21 protein-coding genes are annotated in these 23,785 nt (G+C 70.9%); 6 read left to right on the forward strand and 15 right to left on the reverse strand.

Annotated features, from left to right (window positions below):
• The first annotated feature begins 58 nt into the window (after window positions 1–58).
• Window positions 59–1,342, forward strand: a complete 1,284-nt coding sequence (locus ACZ5L9_RS04765; protein ID WP_464534388.1) for a DUF6056 family protein — start codon at window positions 59–61, stop codon at window positions 1,340–1,342.
• A gap of 1 nt (window position 1,343) precedes the next feature.
• Here ACZ5L9_RS04765 and ACZ5L9_RS04770 read toward each other — a convergent pair whose 3' ends face one another.
• The 6 genes from ACZ5L9_RS04770 to folP form a co-directional block, all read right to left on the reverse strand.
• Window positions 1,344–3,431 (reverse strand): acyltransferase family protein, encoded by a 2,088-nt coding sequence (locus ACZ5L9_RS04770; RefSeq protein WP_464534389.1) that lies wholly within the window; start codon window positions 3,429–3,431, stop codon window positions 1,344–1,346.
• A 67-nt stretch (window positions 3,432–3,498) separates the two neighbouring features.
• Window positions 3,499–4,080 carry a hypothetical protein gene (locus ACZ5L9_RS04775; protein WP_464534390.1) on the reverse strand — a complete coding sequence of 194 codons (582 nt, stop codon included), beginning with the start codon at window positions 4,078–4,080 and terminating at the stop codon, window positions 3,499–3,501.
• Between the two features lie 10 nt (window positions 4,081–4,090).
• Window positions 4,091–4,561 (reverse strand): DUF3180 domain-containing protein, encoded by a 471-nt coding sequence (locus ACZ5L9_RS04780; protein ID WP_464534391.1) that lies wholly within the window; start codon window positions 4,559–4,561, stop codon window positions 4,091–4,093.
• Complete coding sequence (folK, locus tag ACZ5L9_RS04785) at window positions 4,558–5,127, reverse strand: 2-amino-4-hydroxy-6-hydroxymethyldihydropteridine diphosphokinase (RefSeq protein ID WP_464534392.1); 570 nt, start codon at window positions 5,125–5,127, stop codon at window positions 4,558–4,560. Before folK ends, ACZ5L9_RS04780 begins: the two co-directional genes overlap by 4 nt.
• Window positions 5,124–5,501 (reverse strand): dihydroneopterin aldolase, encoded by a 378-nt coding sequence (gene folB / locus ACZ5L9_RS04790; protein ID WP_464534393.1) that lies wholly within the window; start codon window positions 5,499–5,501, stop codon window positions 5,124–5,126. The genes folK and folB overlap by 4 nt, the downstream gene beginning before the upstream one ends.
• Window positions 5,498–6,337 (reverse strand): dihydropteroate synthase, encoded by an 840-nt coding sequence (gene folP, locus ACZ5L9_RS04795; RefSeq protein ID WP_464534394.1) that lies wholly within the window; start codon window positions 6,335–6,337, stop codon window positions 5,498–5,500. The genes folB and folP overlap by 4 nt, the downstream gene beginning before the upstream one ends.
• 142 nt (window positions 6,338–6,479) lie before the next feature.
• On the opposite strand from folP, the gene ACZ5L9_RS04800 reads away from it, so the two are divergent.
• On the forward strand, window positions 6,480–8,693 hold the full coding sequence (locus ACZ5L9_RS04800) for a methyl-accepting chemotaxis protein (protein ID WP_464534395.1): 2,214 nt from the start codon (window positions 6,480–6,482) through the stop codon (window positions 8,691–8,693).
• 94 nt (window positions 8,694–8,787) lie between these two features.
• Here ACZ5L9_RS04800 and folE read toward each other — a convergent pair whose 3' ends face one another.
• The 6 genes from folE to dacB form a co-directional block, all read right to left on the reverse strand.
• Window positions 8,788–9,372, reverse strand: a complete 585-nt coding sequence (folE, locus tag ACZ5L9_RS04805) for a GTP cyclohydrolase I FolE (protein ID WP_464534396.1) — start codon at window positions 9,370–9,372, stop codon at window positions 8,788–8,790.
• A gap of 11 nt (window positions 9,373–9,383) precedes the next feature.
• Complete coding sequence (gene ftsH / locus ACZ5L9_RS04810) at window positions 9,384–11,438, reverse strand: ATP-dependent zinc metalloprotease FtsH (protein WP_464534397.1); 2,055 nt, start codon at window positions 11,436–11,438, stop codon at window positions 9,384–9,386.
• 123 nt (window positions 11,439–11,561) lie between these two features.
• Window positions 11,562–12,113, reverse strand: coding sequence for a hypoxanthine phosphoribosyltransferase (gene hpt / locus ACZ5L9_RS04815; RefSeq protein ID WP_464534398.1), 552 nt, complete (start codon window positions 12,111–12,113; stop codon window positions 11,562–11,564).
• Between the two features lie 24 nt (window positions 12,114–12,137).
• On the reverse strand, window positions 12,138–13,187 hold the full coding sequence (gene tilS / locus ACZ5L9_RS04820; protein WP_464534399.1) for a tRNA lysidine(34) synthetase TilS: 1,050 nt from the start codon (window positions 13,185–13,187) through the stop codon (window positions 12,138–12,140).
• Window positions 13,188–13,191: 4 nt separating this feature from the next.
• Window positions 13,192–14,304 carry a zinc-dependent metalloprotease gene (locus ACZ5L9_RS04825; protein WP_464534400.1) on the reverse strand — a complete coding sequence of 371 codons (1,113 nt, stop codon included), beginning with the start codon at window positions 14,302–14,304 and terminating at the stop codon, window positions 13,192–13,194.
• 98 nt (window positions 14,305–14,402) lie between these two features.
• Window positions 14,403–15,821 (reverse strand): D-alanyl-D-alanine carboxypeptidase/D-alanyl-D-alanine endopeptidase, encoded by a 1,419-nt coding sequence (gene dacB, locus ACZ5L9_RS04830; protein ID WP_464534401.1) that lies wholly within the window; start codon window positions 15,819–15,821, stop codon window positions 14,403–14,405.
• 76 nt (window positions 15,822–15,897) lie between these two features.
• On the opposite strand from dacB, the gene ACZ5L9_RS04835 reads away from it, so the two are divergent.
• The 4 genes from ACZ5L9_RS04835 (at window position 15,898) to ACZ5L9_RS04850 (ending at window position 19,439) form a co-directional block, all read left to right on the forward strand.
• The gene (locus ACZ5L9_RS04835) at window positions 15,898–16,389 is read left to right on the forward strand and encodes an inorganic diphosphatase (protein WP_464534402.1); all 492 of its coding nucleotides are present in this window, start codon (window positions 15,898–15,900) and stop codon (window positions 16,387–16,389) included.
• 511 nt (window positions 16,390–16,900) lie between these two features.
• Window positions 16,901–18,169 carry an HNH endonuclease signature motif containing protein gene (locus ACZ5L9_RS04840; protein ID WP_464534403.1) on the forward strand — a complete coding sequence of 423 codons (1,269 nt, stop codon included), beginning with the start codon at window positions 16,901–16,903 and terminating at the stop codon, window positions 18,167–18,169.
• 210 nt (window positions 18,170–18,379) lie between these two features.
• Window positions 18,380–18,754 (forward strand): PadR family transcriptional regulator, encoded by a 375-nt coding sequence (locus ACZ5L9_RS04845; RefSeq protein ID WP_464534404.1) that lies wholly within the window; start codon window positions 18,380–18,382, stop codon window positions 18,752–18,754.
• Window positions 18,744–19,439, forward strand: coding sequence for a hypothetical protein (locus ACZ5L9_RS04850; protein ID WP_464534405.1), 696 nt, complete (start codon window positions 18,744–18,746; stop codon window positions 19,437–19,439). The genes ACZ5L9_RS04845 and ACZ5L9_RS04850 overlap by 11 nt, the downstream gene beginning before the upstream one ends.
• A 377-nt stretch (window positions 19,440–19,816) precedes the next feature.
• Here ACZ5L9_RS04850 and ACZ5L9_RS04855 read toward each other — a convergent pair whose 3' ends face one another.
• From ACZ5L9_RS04855 to ACZ5L9_RS04865, 3 genes are read right to left on the reverse strand one after another with little or no spacing between them, the layout of a single operon-like run.
• Window positions 19,817–20,386: a hypothetical protein gene (locus ACZ5L9_RS04855; protein ID WP_464534406.1), complete on the reverse strand. Its 570-nt coding sequence runs from the start codon at window positions 20,384–20,386 to the stop codon at window positions 19,817–19,819.
• A complete protein-coding gene (locus ACZ5L9_RS04860) occupies window positions 20,386–22,362 on the reverse strand; it encodes an acyl-CoA dehydrogenase family protein (RefSeq protein ID WP_464534407.1) in 1,977 nt (658 codons plus the stop codon). The genes ACZ5L9_RS04855 and ACZ5L9_RS04860 overlap by 1 nt, the downstream gene beginning before the upstream one ends.
• A gap of 45 nt (window positions 22,363–22,407) precedes the next feature.
• Window positions 22,408–23,757 (reverse strand): C40 family peptidase, encoded by a 1,350-nt coding sequence (locus tag ACZ5L9_RS04865; protein WP_464534408.1) that lies wholly within the window; start codon window positions 23,755–23,757, stop codon window positions 22,408–22,410.
• Between the last annotated feature and the right edge of the window lie 28 nt (window positions 23,758–23,785).

Consider the following 23,785-nt stretch of genomic DNA (forward strand, 5'->3'; position numbering starts at 1 on the left):
GGTCCGGCCGAGTGCGGACGACTGGTGCATCCTGGCCCACGTCAACGAGTCCGGCCCGGTGGGCCTCGCCTCGCACTACTACAACGCGTGGAGCGGCCGGGTGTCCAAGGGGATTCCCGAGGGACTGGTGTGGCACTGGCGTTGGGGCGGCGCGCAACTGCTCCCCCTCGTTCTCATCGTCTCCCTGACCGTGAGTACCTCGATCATCCTCCGGGCCGGGCTGCGGCGACTCGGCATCACCGTGCCGTACGCGTCGATCGTGGCCCTGAGCGCGACGGCGACCGCCCTGACGCTGCTCGCCGGGACCGTCCCCTACCAGCTGACCTACTGGGTCGCAGGGTCGATGACACACATCGCACCGACGGCGATCGCCAGCACCTCGACGGCCCTTGCCATCCTTCTCACCGCGCGGGTCGGACGAGCACGTACCGTCGCCGCCCTGATCGTGCTCGCAGTCGGTGGCGTCGTGGTGGGGTCGTGGAACGAGGCACTGGCACCCGTTGCGATCGCCTACGGCCTGATCCCGGGGCTGGCCGCACTCGTCCTCGGACGCGGACGCAGGGTGGGTCGGACCCTCCTTCTGGCCGGGGCATGGTGCGGCGGCGTCGCGATCGGCTTCGTGGTGCTCTACACGTCACCGGGGCTCAGCGGGCGTGCGCAGCACCGGGACCAAGCGGCTCCGTGGACCCCGTCCGGCCTGTCCGATCTTCTCAGCGGCTGGATCCACACGTGGGCGACGATCATGGGCGAGCCCGCGTACTACTCGATCCTCGCCCTCGGGGTGCTCGCCGGTCTGTCCACCCGCGTGACGGATGAGACAGCGCAGACTCTCGCCCGCCACCGTCGGCTGCTCCTCGCCCTCCCAGCGCTGTTGGTGGTGGCCACCTCCCTCGTGGTGATCGCAGCCCTGCGCGAGGGCTACGGCACCAACGGCTGGACGTACGCCCGTACCTGGGCTGTGTTCCTCTTCCCCGCGATGCTCGTGCTCGGCTACTACGGAGCCGCGCTCGGGTACACCATCCGGAATCGGCTACCGGTCCTCGCCCGCACGCCGGCGGTAGCGGTCGCGGTCGCAGTCGTGGCCGCGGCGATCCTTCTGTCGCTCTGGCCCCGCACCTACAGCCTCGCCGCCGAGATGCGGGATCGAGCGGCGGCCTGGGACGCCAACGAGGCTTCCGTGAACAGCCAGATCGCGCAGGGATCACAGCGCCCGACCTTCACACCGACACCGATCGCCGGATCGCACGAGCCCTTCAACCCACTCACGACCAGACGGTCGGACTGGGTCGCCCGCTGCGTCGCACAGTTCCTCGGCGTGCCGCGGATCGTCCCTCCGCGCTAGCTCATCGGCGCATGCTGGCCAGCAGCGCAGGGCGCAGGAACGGCGCCAGCGTGGTCGCATAGGTGGCGGTGAGGTGCGAGGCGTCGAAGTAGACGATGACGCCGCCGACGACCGGCTCGCAGGTCACCCCGGGGCAGATCCGGTCGGTGAGGTCGACGGTGTGCACCAGCGGGCTCGCCATCGCCTTGGCGGCCGCCACGGTCGGATCGGCCGGCAGCCACTCGGATCGGGGGCCCGAGCAGGCGGTGGCGTAGTCGTCCGGGTGGGCGCCGACGCAGTCGGGGATCAGCTGCATCCCACCGTCTCCCGGCGCGGGGGTGTCGCGGATGACGAGCACCGGGATGCCGGCATCGGCCCACTGGGACATGATCCGCTCTGCGCCCGCCTCGTAGGCGGGCTGGCTGGACGCCACGCCGTCGGCACCGACAGCGGGGACCGAGACCCGGTTCGCCAGCACGATGAGGTCCGGGCGCGAGGCGGCGACCGCGGCAGCGGTCCGACGGCCCCACGAACGGCACGCGGACGAGTGGGCGGACGTGTCGAAGGTCTGGGCGACGTCCGACATGGCGCACTGGGAGGCGAGGTAGGTGGTGATGTGCCACCGCTCCTGCTTGGCTACCCGCTGGAGCGCGGGAAGCCACTGGCCGGCGTGGGAGTTGCCGACCAGTGCGACCCGCACCGACGCGGCACGGGCGCCGAACTGGCAGGTGACGGTCCGGAAGGTCGGCAGGTAGGACCAGCAGTCGCGGCGATGCGACACGGCGGCGTAGGCCTGCGACTTGTCGTTCGCCGCGAGTGCTGGCGACGGGACGGGTGCGCCGATGGCGGGCGCGCACGCGTTGGCGCTGTCGGTCGCCCCGGCACCCAGACACGGGTCGTTGCTGCGCAGCGCCGCCGCGAGCTGCACCCGGTCGTGGTCGATGTGCGACTGGGCCTGGGTCGTCACCGTCGCGCACAGCGCGAGCACGATGGCCATGCCGATGCCGCCGACCGCGTACGTGCCGCCGAGTCGCCGGTTCCAGGAGGCCGTGCGGAAGTAGTCCTCGATCCAGCGCTTGGTAGCCGCGGCGAGCATCAGGGTCAGCACCACGATGAGCACGTCGTCGAGCGCATCGCGGTTGTGGTGTCGCGCGGCCGGGATCAACACGATCAGCGGCCAGTGCCACAGATAGACGGAGTACGAGACGTCGCCGAGCCACTGCACCGGCCGCACGCCCATCACCCGTACCAACGCCGACCCGGCGGGCGCGTCTGCGAGGATCACCAGGGCCGTGGCCAGCACCGGGATCGCCGCGCGCCAGCTGGGGAACGGTGTCGCCGAGTCGAACGTGAAGCCGACGACCAGGACGACGGCCAGGCCGAGCACGGCGAGAGCCGTGCGGGCGCCCGGACGCAGCACCCAACGTGGGATCGATCCGGCTGCGAGCGCCGCCAGGCCGCCGACCCCGAGCTCCCAGATCCGGGTCGGCGTGACGAAGTAGGCAGCGGCCGGGTCTGTCGCTGTGTCATGGATCGACCAGAGGAACGACGCCAGCACGACCACGCCGAGGCCGACCGCGTACCAGAGTCCGGGCTTGCGCCGGGTCAGGTGGGCGAGCAGGCCGAGCGCGAGGATCAGGATCGGCCAGCCGAGGTAGAACTGCTCCTCGACCGAGAGCGACCAGAAGTGTTGGACGGGGGAGGCCGCGGCGTCCTGCGCGAGATAGTCGACCGCGTCATGCGCCAGGCGCCAGTTGACGACGTAGAGCGCCGCGGCGCGGACCTGCGCGCTCGTGCTCTGCCACCGGGTATCCGGCAGGGTCGCCCAGGACGCGACCATCGTGACGGCGAGGACGAAGAGGGACGCCGGCAGGAGGCGTCGGATCCGGCGGCCCCAGAAGGCGAGCAGATCGCCGGCGCTGCGCGGCGCACGGGAGATCAGGTGCGAGGTGATCAGGAAGCCGGAGATGACGAAGAACGCGTCCACCCCGACGAAGCCACCGCGGAGCCGGGTCGGCCACAGGTGGTAGACCACCACGAGTGTCACCGCGAGGGCCCGGAGCGCCTGGATGTCCACGCGGACCCCGCGGCGAGCAGTGGGCTCAAGCATCCAGCAACTCCTGACGGTCGGACGAACGACCGCCGAGGCTACCTTCTCCTGCGGGCGGGACCGAATGTCAGGCGGTCTGGGCCCGACGCCAGGCGGCCTGCTCGTGGGCGTCGTCCTGGGCCTTCTTGAGCGCGACCCTGGCGGCGTCGAGCTCGGCGCGGGCGACGTCCAGGTCGCGCTCGAGCTCGGCGACCCGGGCCAGCGCCTCGGTGGCGCGCTGGGTCTCGGACGCACGCGACTTGAGGGCCTCGGCGGCGCGCTGGTGCGCCGCGGTCAGCGCGGCCTCCAGCTCGGCGACGGTCTTGGCCGAGCTGTTGCGCTCACGCTCGGCCTGCTCGGCGAGATGCGCCTCGTGCTTGCGGTTCTCGGCGATCCGCTCGTCGGTGAGGGCGACGTACGCCTTGGCCTGCGCGGCCCGGTCGCGGTTGGCCTCGCGACGGGCGTCCTGGAGCTCGGTCTGGGTGATGCGGGTGGCAGCAGCACCCAGCGCAACAGCGCCGATCGCCGCGCCGATCAGCAGGACGACGGTGTGCGCCACGATCGCGCCGACGACCAGCAGGGCCGCCACGACGAGCAGCGCGACAGCGACGGTCAGCCGAGTGCTGCGCTGGCGACGACGTGTGACGGATGTTGCTGCTGGGGAAGTCATGGACTTCACGTTACGGCTTGGGACCGTCCTCACGGACCCGACACGCGCGCTCCAGGAGCAGTCCTGCGACACACACGCCGAGACCGAGGACCGCCGCGATGCTCGAGCGCACCACCCGCTGGCCGGCCAGGGGGTCGCCGTCGATGCCGAGCCAGCTGAGGGCGTAGCCGGCGTATCCGCCTGCGATCAGCGCGCCGACGAGCGCGCAGGCGCGGCCCAGGACGAGCCGATTGACCGCATAGAGGGGCTCGATCCTCTCCGCCTTGCCCGCGATGGAGCGGCGGGTGGCCCAGGCGGTGATGCCGACGATGAGGACGACGATGAGCAGCGCCAGCGGCTGGAGCCAGGTGACCACCGGTGCGGTGCTCCACCACGCCTCCGAGACGCGGTGGAGCAACCATCCGCCGATCAGGCCGACGATGGCCCAGACGGTGAGCGCTCCGCCCGAGATCGGCCGGAGCCGCTCCCGGGGCTCGGTCACTCGGCTTCGAGGATGAGGTCGTCGCGGCGGGCGACGCCGCCGTCGCCCGCCTGCGCGAGCAGGTCGGCGATCGGTCCGCGCCCCGGGATCTCAGCGGCCGGCTCGATGTCGATCCACGGGCGCAGGACGAAGGCACGCTCGTGCGCCCGCGGGTGGGGCAGGACCAGCTCGGGGTCCTCGCTGATCCGGTCGCCGACGACGATGACGTCCACGTCGAGGGTGCGCGGGGCGTTGGTGACGTCCGAGCGCTCGCGCGCGTACGCGTCCTCGATGGCCAGGGCCCGATCGAGCATGCGGGCCGCGGAGAGCGTGGTGTCCGCGACGACCACGGCGTTGAGGAACTGGCCGGCCTCGTCCGGGCTGTCGACCGGGTCGGTCTCGTAGACCGGTGACACCGCGGTGACCCACACGTCAGGCGTGTCGACCAGCGCGGAGACGGCTCCCTGCAGGCTGGCCATCCGGTCGCCCAGGTTGGATCCGATGGCGAGCACGACACGGCGGATCGGACGCATCTCACCGGTCAGGGTGTCCGCGTCGATGATGTGGGGATTGGGTACCTCGGTCACGCATCTGCCCTTCTCGTGATCGTCAGCGCGACATCCCGGAACGTCGCGTCGATGGGCGCGTCCGGCTTGTGGACCGTGACGCGTACCCATTCAACACGGTCATCCAAGAGACAGACACCCGCGATCCGCTGGGCGAGCGTCTCGATCAGGTCGACCGGGTCGCGCTCCACTGCAGCTTTGACCTGCGCGACGAGACTTCCGTAGTCGACGGTGTCTGACAAGTCGTCGGAGGCCGCCGCGGGCGCGGTGTCCAGCCCGAGGACGAGGTCGATCAGGAAGACCTGCCCCTCCCGACGCTCGAAGTCGAAGACGCCGTGGTGGCCGAAGCACTCCACTCCGTGGATCGCCAGCTCATCGATCATGCGCTCAGTCATCCCTGCATCCTCTCGGTCACCGCGAACGCGTCCCGCGTCGCCCTCACGTCGTGCACCCTCACGCACCACACGCCCGCCTGCGCAAGTCCCACCACGACGGCGGTGTGGGCGCTCTCCCGCTCCCCGACCGGGCGCGATCGGCCCTCGTCGTCCGCCAGCAGCGCCCCGAGGAAGGCCTTGCGGCTCGCGCCCACCAGCACGGGCCGGCCGAGATCGGCGATCCGGTCCAGCCCGCGCAGGAGCTGCCAGTTCTGCTCGGCCGTCTTGGAGAACCCGAGGCCGGGGTCGAGGACGAGACGCTCCTGCGCGATGCCGGCGGCGACGGCGGCCTCGACCCGCGCCTCCAGCTCGGTGCGGACGGTCTCGACGACGCCGTCGGCGTACTCGGTGAAGCTCTGCATCGTCGTGCTGTGCGCGCGCCAGTGCATCGCGGCGTAGATCGCGTCGGACTCCGCGACGACTCGGAGGATCCGCGGGTCGGCCAGCCCGCCGGAGACGTCGTTGACGATCCGGGCGCCGGCGTCGATCGCCGCTCGTGCGACCTCGGCGCGCATGGTGTCGACCGAGATCACGGCGCCCTGCGCGGCGAGCTCCTCGATGACGGGCACGACCCGGGCGAGCTCCTCGGCCACGAGCGGGCGGGTGGCGCCCGGACGGGTGGACTCGCCGCCGATGTCGAGGATGTCGGCGCCCTCGGCGAGGAGCTGGCGACCGTGGTGCACGGCGTCGTCGGTCGCGAGGTACCGGCCGCCGTCGCTGAACGAGTCGGGCGTGACGTTGACGATCCCCATCACCCGGGGGCGGCGGAGCGGGACGAACAGGTCGGTCACAGGCATGAACCTATCCGTCCACGGCCCTGGCGCCTCCACGGGCGTCCCCCGACTTATCGCTCCAGGGGACTTAACTTTCGGCTTGTCAAGGCCGATACCTGAGCAGGAATCCGATCAGATCTTCTCCTGTTGCGCCGATCACACCGCCATGACAGCCGTGCACGACCCGCTCTCCCCACCCCTGGAGATGCCGGACTCCTCGACCGAGATCGACGACGTCGCCGCCCCCTCGGAGGCGCTCCCCGAGTCATCGGCCGTCGAGGAACAGGCTGAGGAAGCCGCTCCGGCGACGATCCGCAAGCAGCGGCGCGGCCTGCGGGTCACGATCGTGCAGCGGCTGTGGGCGATGATCGCCGTCGGTGTGGTCGCCCTGGTCGTGGTCGGCAGCGTGGGCGCGATGAAGGTCGCCGACGTCGTCGACCTGACCGCCCAGAACAAGACCACCGCGCAGGTCAACAGCAAGATCAACGCCGGGTACGAGGAGTGGCTCCTCGAGCGCTCCTTCACCGGGCAGTACGCGTCGATCATCCTGGCCGGCGGCCAGGCGAGCGACTCCGCCGCGACCACCGCGTACGGGGTCGCCGAGTCGCACTACACGACGGCGATCGAGAAGTACCAGGCCGCGATCGCGCTCGACGTCGACGGCAGCGCCCACGACATCGTCACCAAGCTGCTCGACCAGACCCGGCAGTACCACTACTTCCTCGAGCAGATCCACCGCGCCGGCCAGGCCGGCCGGGCGGATGCGCTGGTCACGATCACCAACTCCGCGAGCGGGACCGCTGCCGACGCCATCGACACGCTCTTCGGCCAGGCCGACGACTTCACGGACAACCTGGTCGACACCCAGGTGCTGGCGATCAACAAGTCGGTCAGCGACCTGCGCTCGATCACGCTGGTCGTGTCGATCGTCGGCCTGCTGCTCTTCGTCGCCTCCGGCCTGCTCCTGGTGCGTGCCGTCGCGCGCCCCCTGCGCAAGGTCGTCACCGCTCTGCGGGCGATCGCCGAGGGTGACCGCAGCACCCGCGTCGACCACCAGCGCCGCGACGAGATCGGCGAGATCGCGATCGCCGTGGACCAGGTCGTCGAGGCGCTCGACGCCGGCGACGAGGACAGGCGCCGTGCCGAGGCCGAGCGCATCGCCCGCGACGAGCAGGACCGCCATGACGCCGAGGAGCGGGCGGCCGCCGAGCGGGCGGCCGTCGAGCGCGACGCCGAGCTGGAGCGCCAGCGCGAGCAGGAGCGCCGCGACGCCGAGCAGGCCCAGCAGGACCGCGAGCGCGAGCAGGAGCGCCAGCTCGCCGAGGAGCGCGCCCGTGCCGAGCAGGAGCGCTTCGAGGCCGAGCGGGCCCGTCAGCAGGAGATCGCCGAGGGCGAGGCCGCCCGCGCCCGCGACGCCGCCGAGGCCGCTGCGGAGACGGCTGCCCGCGTCGAGGTGATCAAGGACTACCTCGCGGTCGTCGCCCGCGGCGACCTCACCCAGCAGCTGGCCATGGCCGGCGACGACAACGTCGGCCAGATGGCCGACTCCGTCCGGGCGCTGGTGGAGTCCCTGCGCGCCAGCATGACCCAGATCGGGCAGAACGCCGCCTCCGTCGCGTCCGCCTCCGAGGAGCTCAGCACGGTCAGCGCGGACATGGGCCGCAGCACCGGCGACACCGCCGCGCTCGTCGGCAGCGTCTCCGACTCCGCCGGCCACGTCTCGGGCAACGTCGCCACGGTCGCCAGCGCCGCCGAGGAGATGACGGCGAGCATCGCCGAGATCGCCCGCAACGCCACCCACGCCTCCTCGGTCGCCTCCGATGCGGTCGAGCGCGCCCGGGCCGCCACGGACACCGTCGAGGCGCTCGGCACCTCCTCGGTCGAGATCGGCCAGGTCATCAAGGTCATCACCGCGATCGCCGAGCAGACCAACCTGCTCGCCCTCAATGCCACGATCGAGGCCGCCCGGGCCGGCGACGCCGGCAAGGGCTTCGCGGTCGTCGCCAACGAGGTCAAGGAGCTGGCCGGCCAGACCGCCAAGGCCACCGACGAGATCGGCCGCCTGATCGAGGCGATCCAGCGCGACAGCGCCGGCGCGGCCACCGCGATCAGCGAGGTGGGCGAGGTGATCACCTCGATCCACGAGATCCAGGTGACGATCGCCGCCGCGGTGGAGCAGCAGAGCGCCACCACCAGTGAGATCGCCCGCTCGGTCACCGAGGCCGCCAACGGCACCAACGGCATCGCCGACTCGACGGCCTCCGCTGCCGCTTCGGCCGCCGCCGCCCAGTCCGGCGCGGCCAGCACGGCCGAGGCGGCATCGGCCCTCGCCGGTCTCGCCATCGAGCTCGACACCCTGGTGCGCCAGTTCTCGGTGTAGCGGCAGCGCGAACAACAGAAGGCCCGGCTGCTCGGCAGCCGGGCCTTCTTGTTGCTCTCACATCACCGGGTCGGCGAGCGATCGCCGGCGAGGGTCAGTGGATCGGGCGGTTGATCAGCGCCATCGCCTCGGCACGGGTCGCGGCGTTGGTCCGCATCGAACCCCGTACGGCGGACGTGATCGTCCGCGCGCCCGCCTTGCGGACGCCTCGCATCGTCATGCAGAGGTGCTCGGCCTCGATCACCACGATGACGCCGCGCGCCTCGAGGATCTCCATCAGGGCGTCGGCCACCTGGGTGGTGAGCCGCTCCTGGACCTGGGGCCGCTTCGCGTAGACGTCGACCAGCCGGGCCAGCTTGGACAGCCCGGTGATCTTGCCGGTCTCGGCCGGGATGTAGCCGACGTGCGCGACGCCGGTGAACGGCACCAGGTGGTGCTCGCACATCGACCACAGCTCGATGTCACGGACCAGCACCAGCTCGTCGTGGCCGAGGTCGAAGGTCGTCGTGAGGACGTCCTCCGGCTCCTGGCGCAGGCCGGCGGTCAGCTCCGCGTACGCCCGGGCCACCCGGGCCGGCGTCTCGAGCAGGCCCTCGCGATCGGGGTCCTCCCCGATCGCGTGGAGCAGCTCGCGAACGGCCGCCTCGGCGCGCGCGTGATCGAACGCTCGCTCGCTCATCCGTCGTCCCCTCAGGCCTGCGGCGGCTGGACGCCGCTCGGCGGGAGCACCCCCGGGTCACCGTGGACGTCGCCACCGGAGCCCGGAGGGGTGAGCACGGCGCCGCTGTTGCCGGCCTCGGTCTGCTTGCCGTTGGCGAGGGCGCGGTCGCGGATCTCCTGCGGGATCTCGACGGCCGGGATCTCCGACGGCTTGCGGGTCGGGGAGCCCGTCCAGGCCGGACGCTGCGGACGACGCCGAAGGGCGGCGAAGATCTCGGCGATCTCCTCCTTGTTCAGCGTCTCCTTGTCGAGCAGCTCGAGAACGAGCGCGTCCAGGACGTCGCGGTTCTCCTCGAGGATGTCGAAGGCCTCCTGGTGGGCGTTCGCCAGGAACTGCTTGACCTCGTCGTCGACGATCGCGGCGACGTCCTCGGAGTAGTCGCGCTGGTGACCCAGGTCGCGGCCGAGGAAGGGCTCGGAGCCGGACTGGCCGAGCTTGATGGCGCCGAGACGCTCGGTCATGCCGTACTGCGTCACCATCGCGCGGGCCAGGTTGGTGGCCTTCTCGATGTCGTTGCCGGCACCCGTGGTCGGGTCGTGGAAGATCATCTCCTCGGCGGCGCGGCCGCCGAGCATGTACGCCAGCTTGTCCAGCATCTCGCTGCGGGTCTGGCTGTACTTGTCCTCGTCGGGCATGACCATCGTGTAGCCCAGCGCACGACCGCGCGGCAGGATCGTGATCTTGTGCACCGGGTCGTTGTGCGGGAGCGCCGCGGCGACCAGGGCGTGGCCGCCCTCGTGGTAGGCGGTGATGAGCTTCTCGTGGTCGCTCATCACGCGGCCGCGCTTCTGCGGGCCGGCGATGACGCGGTCGATCGCCTCGTCGAGGGCGGTCGCGGTGATCAGCTTCTCGTTGTTGCGAGCGGTGAGCAGCGCGGCCTCGTTGAGCACGTTGGCCAGGTCGGCGCCCGAGAAGCCGGGCGTGCGCCGGGCGACGTTGAGCAGGTCGATGTCGGTGGCCAGCGGCTTGCCGCGGGCGTGCACCTTGAGGATCTCGGCGCGGCCGATCAGGTCGGGGACGTCGACCTGGATCTGGCGGTCGAACCGGCCCGGGCGCAGCAGCGCCGGGTCGAGCACGTCGGGGCGGTTCGTCGCGGCCAGCAGGATGACGCCGCCGCGAGTGTCGAAGCCGTCCATCTCGACGAGGAGCTGGTTGAGGGTCTGCTCGCGCTCGTCGTGACCGCCGCCCATGCCGGCGCCGCGGTGGCGGCCGACGGCGTCGATCTCGTCGATGAAGACGATGGCCGGCGCGTTCTCCTTGGCCTGCTCGAAGAGGTCGCGGACGCGGCTCGCGCCGACACCCACGAACATCTCGACGAAGTCGGAGCCGGAGATCGAGTAGAACGGGACGCCCGCCTCGCCGGCGACGGCGCGCGCGAGCAGGGTCTTGCCGGTGCCCGGAGGGCCGTACAGCAGGACGCCCTTGGGGATCTTGGCGCCGACCGCCTGGAAGCGGGCCGGCTCCTGGAGGAACTCCTTGATCTCGGAGAGCTCCTCGAGTGCCTCGTTGGCTCCTGCGACATCGGCGAAGGTGGTCTTCGGCATGTCCTTGCTGATCAGCTTCGCCTTCGACTTGGCGAACTGCATGACGCCGCGCCCGCCGCCGCCCTGGACGCTGTTCATCATGAACAGGAACAGCACCACGATGAAGATGAAGGGCAGCAGGAAGCTGAAGATCGAGCCGAGCAGGCTCGGCTGCGACACCTGCGAGTTGTAGGTGTCGATCTTGCCGTCGGTGACCTGCTTCTGGACCGTGTTGATCAGCGCGGCCTGGGCACCGTCGACCCAGTGGGTGGAGACCTTGTCGCCGGCGTCCCGTACGCCGTCGCGCAGCGTCGCCCGGATCTGCTGGTCGCCGTCGACGAAGGTGATGTCCTTGACGTCACCGGCGTCGATGTACTTGACCATCTGGGACGTGGTGATCTCGTCGCCGCCGCCTCGCGGAGCGAGGTACTGCAGGGCGAGCAGGACGCCCACCACGGCAACGAGGATCCAGAGCCACGGGCTCTTGACGATGCGCTTCACAAGGCTTCTCTCGGACGCGAGGTACAGGAACTTTCGAGGACTACAACGACTCAACACGCTCGAACGTGCCGGGTGCGTCGCCCACATTCTCCCCCAGGATGGAAATCACCTGGGAGAAGCCCATCAGGAGTAGACGTGCGGCGCCAGCGTGCCGATGTCACGCAGGTTGCGGTAGCGCTCCTTGAAGTCGAGGCCGTAGCCGACCACGAACTCGTTCGGGATGTCGAAGCCGACGTACTTCACCTCGACCGGCATCTGCTGGGCCTCGGGCTTGCGCAGCAGCGTCGCGATCTCCACCGTGGCGGGGTTGCGCGAGGCCAGGTTGGACGTCAGCCAGGTCAGGGTCAGACCGGTGTCGATGATCTCGTCGACGATGAGGACGTGACGGTCCGTGATGTCCGCGTCGAGGTCCTTCATGATCCGGACGACGCCGCTGGACTGGGTGCCGGAGCCGTAGGAGGAGACCGCCATCCAGTCCATGTCGACGTGGCGGGTGAACGAGCGTGCGAGGTCGGCCATCACCATCACGGCGCCCTTGAGCACACCGACGATGAGCAGGTCCTTGCCCTCGTAGTCCTGCTCGATCCGGGCGGCCATCTCAGCGAGCCTGGCCTGGATCTGGTCTTCGGTGTAGAGCACCTTGACGAGGTCGTCACCCACGTGCGCGGAATCCATGCCGCAACAGTAACCGGAGCCAGCTCAACCGGAAGAAGCAGTGCGGCGGAAGGCGAGCACGTCCGGCCCGTCCTGGTAGGCGGTGACGTAGCCGGGGAGCTGGATCTGCCGCTTGCCGGCGTCGACCATCAGGAGCTCGGCGACGGCGTTGACGTGGACGGCGAAGAGCTCGTCGCCCGGGCAGCCCGCCTCGAGGGCGGCCAGGCGGGCGACGCGGGTCTGCATCGCCCAGCCCATCGGTCGGACCTTCGAGGTCGTCACCCGGATGCCGAGCCCCTCGGCGCCCGGCTCACGGGCCTCGCTCAGGAGCCGCTCGGCGTAGTCGTCGAGGAACTCCATGTCTGGGCGGAGCTGCTCGGCGGTGCGCGCGAGGGTGGCGGCCACGCCCGGGCCGAGCTGCTGCTCGAGGAGCGGCATCACGTCGCGCCGCACCCGGGCGCGCAGGAAGCGGGGATCGCTGTTGTGCGGGTCGACCCAGAAGTCGATCTCCTCGTGGCGGCAGGCGGCCTCGGTCTGCTCGCGGGTGACGTCGAGCAGGGGTCGGAGGAAGCGCACGTCGCCACGGTGGAAGCCGCGCCGCATGCCGGCGATCGAGCGGCCGCCGCTCCCCCGGGCCAGGCCGAGCAGAACGGTCTCGGCCTGGTCGTCGCGGGTGTGGCCGAGCAGCACGGTGATCGCGCCGAAGTGCGTGGCGAGCTGGCCGAGCGCGGCGTACCGGGCCTCGCGGGCACCGGCCTCCACACCGATCGCCGTGGCATCGACTTGGACCCGGATGGAGGCGGTCTCGCCCGCACCCATCGCGGCCATCTGCTCGACCACCCGCGCGGTGTGCTCGGCCGAGCCGTCCTGCAACGCGTGGTCGACGACGACGCCGATCACGGAGCTCGGGCTGCGCCTCAGCTCGAAGATCGCCGCACTGAGCAGCGCCAGTGAGTCGGCACCGCCGGAGCAGGCGACCAGGACCGGCCGATCGTCGTTGTCGGGGACCCACACCCCACCCCGGCCGTCCGGGACGATGGTGAGCGCCTCCCGTACGCCGCGCCGTACGGCTGCGACCGCTGGCGGGAGCGTCATCGGCTCACAGGACCCGCGTGATCCACTGGTCCGGCGCGTAGATCTCGTCCTTCGACGGGAGGTTCTCCGGACCGGCCCAGACCGCGTTGAACCGGTCCATGCCGACCTTGTCGATGACCGCCCGGACGAAGATCGCTCCGTCGCGGTACTGCGCCATCTTCTGCTCGAGGCCGAAGAGCCGGCGCACGATCCGGTCGAGGGAGCCGGTGCCCTTGCGGCGCTTGTTGAAGGCCTCGCGGATGGTCGCCACCGTCGGGATGACCGTCGGGCCGACGCCGTCCATCACCACGTCGGCATGGCCCTCCAGCAGCGACATCATGCCGGTGACGCGATCCATGATGGCGCGCTGCTCGGGCGAGGAGATCGCGTCGATGAGGTTGCCGTTGCCCTTGATCGCCTCGATCGTGCGGCTGAGGCCGTCGGTGAGCATCGTCTGGGCGTCCATGGTGGCCGCCAGCGCCGCGACCTCGCTGAGGACGTGCTCGCGCAACCAGGGGTTGGCGGTGAACTGGACCCGGTGGGTCTCCTCGTGGAGGCAGACCCAGAGGCGGAAGTCGGTCGGGTCGACGTGCAGGTCGCGCTCGGCCTGGACGATGTTGGGGGCGACCAGCAGGAGACGCCCGTACGGGCCGCTGCCGGTGACAGCACCTGCGGCCCCCGGGTGCTCACTCGTGCCTCGCTCGACTCGGTCGGAGCCGTAGAACGGGTCGAACTGGCCCAGCACCTTGCCGGAGAGGAAGCCGAGCAGGCCGCCGACCTCGGCGCCCGTCACCTTGGCGCCGACGCTGCGGGCGATGCCGCTGGGCCGGTGGGTGACGACCTTGTCGATGACGGGCGTCATGACGTGCGCGAACGCATCGGCGTTGGCCTGGACCCAGCCGGCGCGGTCGACGACGAGGACCGGCGCGGCCTCGGCAGGAGTGGTCAGGCCGGTGAACTCCTTGACCAGCGGCGTCGACTTGGCGGCGTCGGCACGCAGCTCGGCGACCGCGGCGGCCGCCTCCGCGCGCGGGATGGTCGGGCCCTCGCCCGCCAGGCCGGAGCCGATCCGTACGGCGAAGTCCCAGTCGACGATCTCGCGCGCGCTGTCGTCAGCGCCGTCCGCCGCAGAAGTCATGAGTCGAACTTAGGCGAAGCCGGCAAAGCAGCGCGAGCTCGCTCGTGTTTGCGGGGTGCGGTCCGGGTGCGGTCCGGGTGCGACCCGGGCACGCTGAGCTAGCCGCAGCGGCAGGTGGTCAGCGCGGTCGCCAGGGCGTCGAGCGCATGCCGGGCGGCGAGCGTGTCGGTCTCGGAGACGCGGTCGGCCATGATCGCGAACACCACCGGAGTGCCGGTGGCGTCCTGGGTGTAGCCGGCCAGCGCGTCGACCCCGGTGAGCGTGCCGGTCTTGGCGCGGACGAGGCCACGGCCCGCCTCGGTATTGCCGTCCTCGTCGTCGAAGCGGTCGAGGAGGGAGCCGCTGAACCCCGCAACCGGGACCGAGACCACGATCGGGGCCAGACGAGGCTGTGCCACGGCCTGCTGGAGGGTCTGGACGAGGGTCACCGGCGAGATCCGGTCGGCCCGCGACAGGCCGCTGCCGTCGCGCAGGACGAGCCCGCTGGTGTCGACGCCGAGCTTGGCGAGCGCGCCCCGTACGGCCGCGGCGCCTCCGGCGAAGCTGCCGCCGTCGCCCGACGCGAGGCCGGCCTGGTGGGCGAGGACCTCGGCGCCCTCGTTGTCGCTGACCTCGAGGACGTGGTCGACGATCTCGCGCAGCGGCGGGCTGTCGACGTGGGCGAGATCGGCGGCACCCTGCGGGGCGGTCTGCTCCTGGGCTGCTCCGCGGACGGTGATGCCGGCGCTGGAGAGTGCCTCCGCGAACGTCGCGGCGGCGTCCTGCGCCGGGTCGGCGACCCGGCCGGTCGCTTCGGCGTCGTCGGTCGTACGCCCCTCGTCGGCCCACAGCGCGGTGATCGGCGCGACCACGCCCTCGGTGATGTAGCTGTGCGGCCAGGTCGGGGCGACGTCCGGGCCGGTGAAGAGCGACGTGTCGTAGCGGAGCCTGACCGACGTGATGCCGGTGGCGCGCAGCGCGGACGCGGTCTGCTTCGCGAGCGTGGCGAGGTCGGCGACCTTCGGGTATGCGTCGTCGGCGGCCGGCTCGGAGGCGAGCAGCGGATCCCCGCCGCCGACCAGCGTCACGGTGTCGATGCCCGGGGTGTCGGTGAGGACCGTACGGGTGGTGAAGCGCTTCTCCGGCCCGTCGAGCGCGAGCACGGCCGCGGCGGTGAGCAGCTTGTTGGTCGAGGCCGGCACCGCCGCGCCACGGCCTCGTTGCGCCACGATCGGGCGGTCCAGATCGGCGACTGCGGCGACGACATGGCTGCCGAGCGCGTCGTCGACGTCTCGGGCGAGGAGTCGCTGCACCGAGGCGGCGCGGATCGTCCCGTCGCCCGCATCGGCGATCGGATCCGTCGCTGCCGGCGTCGGCACATCGACGACCAACGGACGTGGCGCCGGAGTGGCCGCGACCCGGTCGTGACCACGCCAGTGATCGACCCAGCCGAGCGCCCAGAGAGCGGTGCCGGCGAGGAGCGCCAGGACCAGCGGCACCACCACGACGAGCAGTCGCCGACGACCCCTACGTGACACTGATGACCCTCCCGGTAGCGACTATCGAGGTCATTGTGGTGGACAATGGCGCGTCAACACACCTGGAGGAACACCCATGACGCTGACGTTCGACGTCCTGATCGAGGTCCCCAAGGGCTCGCGCAACAAGTACGAGGTCGACCACGAGACCGGCAAGCTCCGCCTCGACCGCGTGCTCTTCACCTCGATGGTCTATCCGGCCGACTACGGCTACATCGAGGACACCCTCGGTGGCGACGGCGACCCGCTGGACGCGCTCGTCCTGCTCCCGTTCCCGATCCACCCCGGCGTCCTCGTCGAGTCGCGCCCGGTCGCGATGTACGTGATGGAGGACGAGAAGGGCCAGGACGAGAAGGTCCTCTGCGTCCCGACCGACCCTCGCTTCGACAACATCCAGGACCTGGGCGATGTGCCGCAGGACGTGCTGGACGAGATCAAGCACTTCTTCGAGCGCTACAAGGACCTCGAGCCGGGCAAGTCCGTCAAGGGCTCCGACTGGGTCGGCCGCGAGGCCGCGATCGCCGAGATCGAGGCCTCGATCGAGCGCTTCAAGACCTCCGGTCACTGATCCACCGCTCCAAGCAAGGCGCTCCGGCCACTGGCCGGGGCGCCTTTTGCGTTCACTCGGCCCTCCCGCACCGCCGACTCGGCCCTCCCGCACCACCGACTCGACCCTCCGGCACGTTGTCTTTGGACGGGACCACACGCATGGTGGCTCGACGCGACGGTGCCCCACGCTGGGACGGTGCCAAGACACTGTGCTGGCACCCGCTGTACCACGCTTCTCTCGTTCGTCTTCGTGATCGCCAGCAGGCCCTACAGGCGCAACCCGTCCACCGGCGGTTGCCGGTGGGCGGGTGGCGTACCGGTGGCGACGGTTCCAGCCAGAGATTTCAAGGGAAGAGCGGCACCGCGGGTGCCGGTCGAGTGTCTTGGCACAGCAGGTGCCGAGAGCACAGTTCCGTCGGGCCACTAGCCCCGGGGCACAGAACAAAGACCCGAGAAGATATTCGAAAAGAAGTCTCTGGACAGGTCCGATGAGGCCCAAAACTGTCGGACCCTTTCCGTAGATTCGAACCATGACCACCGCACTCGCCCTTGAGCTCGACCGGGACACCCCGGCCGGACTCCTGGAGGCGATGGGCGCGGCGCGCGAGGACGCCCGCCAAGCCGAGATCCGGATCATGCGCCTCGCCTTGGAGTGGGCGGACCTGCACTCGACCGACTCCTTGGACCGGGCGATGACGGTGCCCGGCACCGACCACGAGCTCGCGATCGCGGGCGAAGGGGCGCCGCTGGTGGCGGAGTTCGCCGTCGCCGAGTTCGCCACCGCCCTGGGCCGCTCGGCCGACTCGGCCCGGTTGTGGCTCGGGACCGTGCTCGAGCTGCGGTATCGCCTCCCGTTGGTGTGGGCGCGGATGGTCGCTGGTCCGTTGGAGCCCTACAAGGCCCGCCGCATCGCCGACCACACCCTCGCCCTGACCCGAGATGCTGCGGGGTGGGTGGATGCCCAGGTCGCACCTCTCGCGCACAAGATCGGGATCGTGCGCCTCGAACGCCTCGTCACCGACGCGATCCGACGCTTCGACCCCGAACAGGCAGCCCAAGACGAGCTCGCTGCTGCCGAGCACCGCCACGTCACCATCCACGACCGCGACGTGGTCGGAGGCTGTGTCGGAGTCAGCGCGAGCCTGGATGCGGTCGACGCCCGCGACTTCGAGACCGCGATCGCCCGCGCCGCGCACGCCCTGCTGTTGGCAGGCTCGGAGGAGTCGTTGGACGTGCGGCGTGCGCTCGCGGTGGGAGAGATCGCACGCCGCGAGCTCGGACTCGACCTGACCACCGGAGAGATCACCACCGGCGGATCGGCCGCGACCCTGTACGTCCACCTGAACGCGGACGACCCGGAGACGGCGCACGTCGAGCACGGCTCCGGCGACTACACGGTCGGCATCGACCGCCTCCAGTCGTGGCTCACCCGCCCCGGCACGACGGTGAGCATCCGGCCGGTCATCGACCTCAACACCGAGATCGCCTCGTCGGGCTACCAGCCCTCAGCGACCCTGCGGGAGCAGATCGTCCTGCGCAACCGCATCTGCGTGTTCCCGCACTGCACCCGCAGCGCCCGCTCAGCGGACCTGGACCACATCGACCCCTACGAACACGGCAGCACCACCACCTCGGCGAACCTGGCACCCCTGTGCCGCCTCCATCACCGGGTCAAGACCCATGCAGGCTGGGGGTACACCCAGCTGAGTCCCGGCGAGTTCCTCTGGACCAGCCCCCACCGTCAGCACTTCCACGTCGACCCCACCGGCACCACACCACTACCCGCCCCCGGCGGCTGAGCCGCGCGCAGCCCCCGGTGGTCGGTGCCAATGAAGCGAGCCTCGACACCACCGCTGCGACCAATCGCCGGCGTCTCCGTCGACGCCGCGCCCATCGACCCACCGCGATCGACCCGCCGACTCGTAGGCGTACGTGCCTCCGGGTGCCACAGGCCGCGTGTTCCACGTAAACGCTCGCATTATGCGGCGATACCTACTACCGTGCGTCGCATGATAGATCAGGGCGACATCGACGGCCGGGAGACCCTGCTCATGCGCGGGGTCCTCGACATGTGCGTCCTGGCTCTCTTGGATCAGGAGCCGCTTCACGCCTACGGCCTCGTCCAACAGCTGCAGGATCACGGCTTCGTCAACGCGAGCTACGGAACGATCTATCCGCTCGTGACTCGCCTGCGGAAACAGGGACTCGTCGACAACCAGCTGGAGCAGAGTCCTTCGGGACCGGCTCGCAACGTGCTGGCGATCAACACCGCTGGCAGAGCGGCCCTCGAGTCCTGGTCAGCGCAGTGGAAGCGAACAACCGAACTCACCAGGCTGGTGCTTGACTCCGGCCCCACCCGAGGAGAGGCCCGTTATGCGCAGTGAAGAGTTGCCGGGAGACCCGCTGCTCGATGCCTGGATCGAGGCGGTTTCGGATCAGCTGCGCCGCAGCGGCGCGAGCAACCGCGACCGCCGACGACTTCGCGCAGAACTCGAACGGGATCTGCGACTGGGCCTGGCCGATGGCGCATCGATCGAGGAGCTGACTAGCGGAGACCCGGGCATATTCGCACGCGAGCTCGCCGAAGCCGACGGGCTCGTCGTGTCCCCGCGAAAGAACCCCTCGGTGACCCACGCGACGTTCGTCGGGACCGCGCTGGCGGGCGCCACGGTCGGAGCGGCGGCATCGCTCATCACGATCTATCCGCTCGGAATGCGGATCGTGGACAACCTCCGACTCACCTACGGCGATCAAGGCGGCTTCGCGATCGGGATGCATACCGTCGCATCGCTGGTCTGCGCAGCGTTCTCCATGTTTGCCGTTCGCTGGCGATTCCGTGACGAGAGAAGGATCTGGCTGATCGCCCTTACCGCAGGCGCCTCACTCCTCCTGGGCGGGGCACTCAGCGTCGCGCCGACGATGGCTGTCGCCGCGCGACTCGACTACTCCAGCGCTATCCCTGTCGTCACTCTCGAGGTATCGATCGTCGCCGCGTTCTGCGCGACGGCGCTCCTGCTCGGGCTATGGCTGGTCAGGCACGTGCGACGGTCAGCGGCAGCCGTCGCATAGGCCGCGCCCGTGTGCGGGCAACGTCCCCTCGTGCGCTGGACCGGCGACCCATGCTGCGTCCCCGCCGGAGCTGCGTCCGATGGAACGGAACTGCTCGGACAACGCGTCATGCGAACGTGCGGCTCATCGCGACCAGCCTGATCGGTCTGGCGGCCCTCGGCGCATGTACCTCCGCAGCGAATTCACGTACGGCCGTACCCGCGCCGGACCACGACGTCCGCGTTGCCACGGCGCTCGCCGACACCATCACCTCGGTCGGGCTGACGGCCTACGCCTCCGATGGACGGATCTGCGCCGAGGGAGTGGGCGCCGGGCCGGCGACGCCTGCGCCGGGCGCCGGGCGCCGGGCGCCGACATACTGCAGTGACGGCCGTGGCTCAGGCGTCGAGCCAGCCGGTGAACGCCCGGATGAAAGCGGCGTGGGCCCCGGCGGTGGCTTGACGGCCGCGCCAGCGGCCGGCCACGTTGAGTGAGTGATCGGCGCGCGGCAGCTCGACGATCTCGGCGGGCAACGTCCGGGCCGTCTCGGCGACCCAATGCTCATCAGCGGTGCCTCCGACGAGGAGCTGGCGGGCGGGGTTGGCCCTGATGCCCTCGACCACGTCGGGCTGGCCGAGGAGGGGCGTGAGCCAGCAGGAGGGGTACGCGGCGGCAGCGGCCTGCGGCGCCGCGAGCGTGCCGATCGACTTGGCCAGCACCCGGACCGGGAGCTCACCGGGCGCGGCGTCCTCGACGGCGGTGGTCAGCTCCCCGCCGGCCCACGGGGCCGTCACCGACTCCGGCGCCTTCCACCACACCTGACGCACCCGCCAGCCGGCGTCCACGGCCGCCAGGCTCGCGACCGAGAGCAGCGGTAGGTCCGGGTGATAGCCCTGTCCCGGCAGCAGGACGAGCAGGCCGCGCGCATCGGTGAGGTCCGGCCCGAGGTCGACGTAGCGGGTGGCCATCAGCCGATCAGCTCCTCGGCCCGGAGCAGCTCGTCGGGGATCCCGAACGCATCGACCAGGCCCACGGCCGAGGAGCGCAGCTCACGGCAGAGCGTCCCGACCTCGCGCGAGATCGCCTTCGAGCGCTGGACGGTGAGGCGGCCGTGCTCCATGAACCACGCCCGGTCGCGCTCGATCTCCGCAAGCGCGTGCAGCGTGCAGACCTGAGCCAGCAGATCGCGCGCGGCGCCCTCCTGCACCTCGCCCAGCCGTGCGACGAACGCCTCCAGCACCAGCCGCTCGACATGCGCACGGGCCGAGGCGATGACGTGGTCCTGGACGGCGGAGAACACCTCGGCCGGGTCGCCGCCGTTGTCGACCCCCCGCTTCAGTCGACGCGCGACCCCGCCCAGCATGTGCTCCTCGCGGAAGCGGAGCATCGCCAGGTGATACTCCGGATCGCGGACCTCGGCCTCCTGGTCCCAGGCGTCGCCGCCGGGCAGCAGGTCGCGGAACCGCTCCAGCAGCTTGTGCGCAGACGTCCTCTCCAGCACCGTGTCGACCGCCATGCCGGCGACGAAGCGGACCATGCCGAGCTGGTCGAGGTCGGAGAAGGCGTCGGCGTAGTCGGTGAGAAGACCCTTCGCGACCAGCTGCAGCAGGACCGTGTTGTCGCCCTCGAACGTCATGAAGACGTCGGTGTCGGCCTTCAGCGCCGCGAAGCGGTTGGCGGCGAGGTAGCCGGCACCGCCACAGGCCTCGCGACACTCCTGGATGACCCGGGTCGCGTGCCAGGTGGCTACGGCCTTCGTGCCGGCGGCCCGCGACTCGAGCTCACGCCGGTGGTGCTCCTCGACGGTGTCGGGGTCGGCACTGAAGATCTCGTGCAGCTGCTCGCGCAGCACGTCCTGCGCGAAGGAGAGGGCGTACGTCCGCGCGATCAGCGGGATGATTCGGCGCTGGTGCTGGCCGTAGTCGAGCAGCAGCATCTCCTCGCCGTCGCCGGTCCCGAACTGGCGGCGCCGCACGGCATAGCGGGTCGCGATGGTCAGCGCCGACTTGGCCGCCGTGATGCCCGCGCCGCCCACACTTACCCGGCCCTGCACCAGGGTGCCGAGCATCGTGAAGAAGCGCCGGTTGGGGTTCTCGATCGACGACTCGTAGCGGCCGTCGTCGGTGATGTCCGCGAAGCGGTTCAGCAGGTTCGCCCGCGGCACCCGGACCCCGTCGAACCAGATCCGGCCGTTGTCGACGCCGTTGAGCCCCATCTTCGGGCCGTCGTCCTCGATCCGTACGCCCGGGGCGGGCCGACCGTCGACGCGGATCGGCACCAGGACAGCGTGCACGCCGTGCCTCTCGCCGGCGACGACGAGGTTGGCGAAGACCGCCGCCATCGTGCCGTGCTTGGCGGCGTTGCCGATGTAGTCCTTGTAGGCGTCCGGCTCGGTGGTCGCCACGACGAGCTCGTCCGTCGCGGGATCGTAGGTGGCCGTGGTGCCGAGCTCGGCGACGTTGGAGCCGTGCGCGTGCTCGGTCATCGCGAAGCAGCCCAGCAACCGACCGCTCACCACGTCGGCGAGGTAGGCGTCGTGGTGTCGCGCGGTACCCAGATGCAGGATCGCGCCGCCGAACAGGCCGAACTGCACGCCCGACTTCACCAGCACGGAGAGGTCGCCCATCGCGAGCGTCTCGAACGCGGCGATCGAGGCGCCGATGTCTCCCCCGCCGCCGTACTCCTTGGGGAAGCCCAGGCCGGTCTGGCCCGTCTTGGCCATCTCCACGAGCAGGTCACGGACCCGATCGCGGTACGCGTCGCGGGCGAGCTCGTCGGCCTCGGCGAGCAGGCCCGCGTGCGGGATCAGCTCCTCGCGCACCTGGCGGCGGACGTCCGCGTAGCGGCCGTCCAGGACGGCGCCGAGCTCGGCAGTGAGCTCGCCAGAGAGCACGCCAGAGAGCACGCCGGTGACAGCGTCAGCAACGGGGGCATCGGTGTCCATGCCCCCGACGGTATCCCCGGGCGGCCCCGGTCAACCCGGGGTGCGCTACGGGCGGGCGAAGAAGTTCGGGGCGGTCCAGGAGTACATCGACACCTCGTCGACGTCCGCGCCCGTGTGCGGCGCCTGCACGATCATCCCGTTGCCGGCGTAGAGCGCGACGTGGTGGATCGAGGAGGGGTTGTCGGTGGTGCCCCAGAAGACCAGGTCGCCCGGACGCAGGTCGCTGTAGGAGATCGGGGTGGACTCCTCGTACTGCGCGACCGAGTAGTGCGGCAGCGAGATGCCGCCCTGTGCCCAGGCCGCCATGGTGAGGCCGGAGCAGTCCCAGCTGGACGGTCCGGCGGCACCCCAGACGTACGGCTCGCCGATCTGGGCCCGCGCGAAGGCGAGCGCTGCGGCCACGCCGCCGGACGAGGCGGGCGGCGCCGGCGTCACCGTCGGCGTGGGGGTCGTGGAGTCCGACTGGCCCCCGCCCTGTAGCTCGCCGGTCTCCGCACCCTTGCGGGCAGCGGTTCGCTGAGCCTGCTGCGCCGCTGCGGCAGCAGCCTCCTCGGCGGCCTTCTGAGCAGCCTTCTGGGCTGCGGCCTCCTGGGCCGCCTTGGCCGCGGCCGCGGCGGCGGCGCGCTCGGCGGCCCGCTCCTCGAGCGCCGCCTGACGCTGCGCGGCGATCCGGACGCTGACGTGCTTGAGCCGGGCCAGCTGGGTGATCAGCTGCCGCTTCTGCACGGCGATGTCGGCAGCGGCCGACTGGGCCTGCTGCTCGGCCGCGGCTGCCGCATCGCGCTTGGACTTCGCGTCGGCCTCGGCGGCGACCGCCTTCGCCTCGGCATCGGTCGCCTGCTGGGCGGTGACGGTGGCGAGCGCGGCCGAGGCCTGGACCCGGCCGTACTGCGCGTTGAGCGCCTTCTGCGCGGTCGCCATCGCCTCGGTCTGCTGCTGGACCTGGTCGATGCCGTGCGCCTTGGCGATGCCGGCCAGCGCCGTCACCTCGGGTGCGGCCTGGTAGTTGCCGACCACACCGGAGGCGTACGCCGCGCGCTGGGACTCCTGCTCGTCCTTCGCCTTGGCCGCGGCGGCACGCGCCTTGTCGGCAGCCGCGCGGGCCTGGTCGGCGGCCCACTGGGCGCCGTTGTAGGCCTCGGAGGCGATCTCGGCCGTGTCGCTGGCCTGCTGCAGCCGGACGTTGGCCGAGGCGAGCTGGTCCTGCACCTGCGCGACCTCGCCGCGCTTGCTCGTCACAGCCTGCTGGGCCTGGGCGACGTCCTGCTTGCTCGGCACCGGGTCATGCGGAGACGCGAGCGCCGAGGAGCCCGCAAGCGACGCAGCGGCCAGGCCCAGGGAAAGGCTCAGCGAGAGGACGGCAGCGGTTCCGAGAGTCCGCTTCGAGGTAGGCACGCGGGAGACGCTAATGCTCAGAAGTCAC

This window comes from Nocardioides sp. JCM 18998 (genome assembly GCF_055391535.1).